The sequence below is a fragment of the Corallococcus carmarthensis genome (assembly GCF_003611695.1).
GTDB classification, from domain to species: domain Bacteria; phylum Myxococcota; class Myxococcia; order Myxococcales; family Myxococcaceae; genus Corallococcus; species Corallococcus carmarthensis.
Genome location: NZ_RAWE01000435.1, coordinates 1 through 2090 on the forward strand (window position 1 = coordinate 1; position 2090 = coordinate 2090).

General features: G+C 72.0%; 4 protein-coding genes. 2 read left to right on the top strand and 2 right to left on the bottom strand.

The genetic code is table 11. From position 1 onward, the window contains the following. The first annotated feature begins 137 nt into the window (after nucleotides 1–137). Entirely contained in the window at nucleotides 138–788 is a 651-nt protein-coding gene (locus tag D7X32_RS44215; RefSeq protein WP_208752767.1) for a hypothetical protein, read from the top strand. A 70-nt stretch (nucleotides 789–858) separates the two neighbouring features. Here the strand turns inward: D7X32_RS44215 and D7X32_RS44220 are convergent, their stop codons facing one another. Further along, nucleotides 859–1251, bottom strand: coding sequence for a hypothetical protein (locus tag D7X32_RS44220; protein ID WP_147450529.1), 393 nt, complete (start codon nucleotides 1249–1251; stop codon nucleotides 859–861). A 132-nt stretch (nucleotides 1252–1383) separates the two neighbouring features. Next, nucleotides 1384–1689 (bottom strand): hypothetical protein, encoded by a 306-nt coding sequence (locus tag D7X32_RS44225; protein ID WP_120608458.1) that lies wholly within the window; start codon nucleotides 1687–1689, stop codon nucleotides 1384–1386. A gap of 243 nt (nucleotides 1690–1932) precedes the next feature. On the opposite strand from D7X32_RS44225, the gene D7X32_RS44230 reads away from it, so the two are divergent. Further along, nucleotides 1933–2090, top strand: a 158-nt coding sequence (locus tag D7X32_RS44230) for an SLOG cluster 4 domain-containing protein (RefSeq protein ID WP_500683177.1), incomplete at its 3' end; no start/stop codon positions are given.

The following is a 2090-nucleotide window of genomic DNA, read 5'->3' on the forward strand; positions in this document are numbered from 1 at the left end:
CCCCTGTGCCGCCGGCCGCCCACCCGCAGCACGGGGGCACCCACGCGCAATACGGGATCGCTCAGGCGCCCCAGGCAAGTGCCCCCGCGCCGCATCCGGGCACCCACGCGGCCCATGGCGGGTCCCATCATTCGCCCATGGCCGCGCCGCCGCCGTACGTGGCAGCGCCGCCTCCTCCGGTGTCCGCCCCCGCGCGGCCTCCGGTGGCTCCCGTGGCCGCGCCGCCAGCGCCCGTCCACGCGGTGGCGCCCGCCGCTCCGGCGCCTCCCACCCAGGCGGCGAAGCCGGGGCTGACGCCCGGCCAGCGCAAGGGGCTCGTCGTGGGCGGAGTGGGCCTGCTGCTCGCCGGGCTCGCGCTGGTGTTCCTGCTGCCCAAGGGCGGCCTGGAGGTGCGCAACGCCCAGGAGGGCGAGCGCGTCTACGTGTCCGGCGTGCTGCTGGAGTCGAGCAACGCCCTGCCGGAGGACCCCACGGGCTGGCTCGTCTCCACGGCCGTGGATGGCAAGCTGCACCGCTTCGGCAAGGTGCCGAAGTCGGAGCACATCGACCTGCGCACGCTCGCGGACGCCGCGCCCCAGGCGGATGCCCGGGGCACGCTCAGCGTCACCGGTGCCCAGGGCTGCCGCGTGGCGCTGGGCTCGCAAGTGCTCCAGGGCCAGACGCCGCTCGCCAGCCCCATGCCCGCGGGGCGTGAGTTCGAGGTGCGCGTCACCTGCGGCGGCAAGCCCGACGTCGTCCGCTGGGTGATGGCCGTCCCGGGACAGGGCGTCGCGCTGGACGTGCCCTGAGCCGGACGGAATGACACGGGCCGGGGGCCGCCACTGACGGGGCGTCCCTCCGGGCCGGAAGGCGTGCGGCCTACAGCTTCTTCAGCATCAGGTCCTTGTAGTCACCGTAGCCGGGCAGGTCCTCGCCGATGGAGCCGTCCACCTTCGCGCGCACGGTGAGCGTGCCGCCCGTCAGGTCCAGCGTGAAGCCCGGCTCGTCCTTGTGGACGATGTGCAACGTCTTGATGCCGTCCCGGACGGCTTCCTTCCCGACGTCGTCGTTACAGACGTACTTCATGTCGTCGATGAGCCGGTCGAAGATGCCGTTGGAGATCATCTGGATGGCGGCCACGGTGGTGAAGCTCGCCTCGTCGAGGGTCACCTGGATGTCCGCGCCCCCCGCGGCCTCCTTCAACTCCGCCACCTTCGGCGCGAAGGAGTCCTTCTTGAACGCGGCCATTTCCTTCCGCTCAGCGAGACCCATGGTGTCGTGCTCCGTGCTGTGTCCAGGCGGGAATGCCCGAAAGAATGGGAACCGTCGTGGACGGCCCGCCCGTGTGTCAACGCCCACACGGAGGTGATGCTTCACGTCATCTGAGAAACACCCCACCTCGCGTCAGTCGTGGATCCCGACGTGCAGGTCGCCGTGTTGCACGCAGACCCAGTGGAAGGCGCAGGAGCACGCCACCGCGCGGGCGTGCGTGCAGCAGCGGCCGCCGAAGTGCTCCGGCAGGGGTTCGCGCTCGGGTGAGGGCGGGTCGGGGAGCTCCTTCGGCGCGCCCCGCCCGGAGTCCGCGGGCACGCTGCCGCAGCAGCCCCGCCCGAGGCAGCCGGGACACAGGGACAATTCGCAGTGCGCGCACCAGTCGAACACCTCTCCGGCGGTGCCACGGCGCTCACAACCTCCACAGGCGTCGAACATGGGCGGCCTCCTCGCTCACTTGCGAACGAAGGTAGAGGAGGGGTCCGACATCACGGGTCGTGCGGGAACGTCTCGCGCTCCGGGAGGAGGGAAGCGACGGCTGGGCGACGCTCGCGCCGCGCACCTTCCACGGGTGGACGGGAGCCAGGACGCACGGCGGTCCGTGAGCCCTTGCGGCGTTGGCCGGGGATTCGCATGGAACAGGGGCTCACGTAGTTCCGGTCTTTCGGGGAGGACGCAGTCATGCGCAGACACCGCCGCATCATCGGAGTGTTCGGCTCCGGGACGGAGGCCCACGAGGCATGGGTCGTCCCCCTGGCGCGGTGGATTGCCGAGGCGGGCTTCGACCTGCTCACCGGCGCGGGCGGCGGCGTCATGAGCGCGGCGGCGGGGGCCTTCGT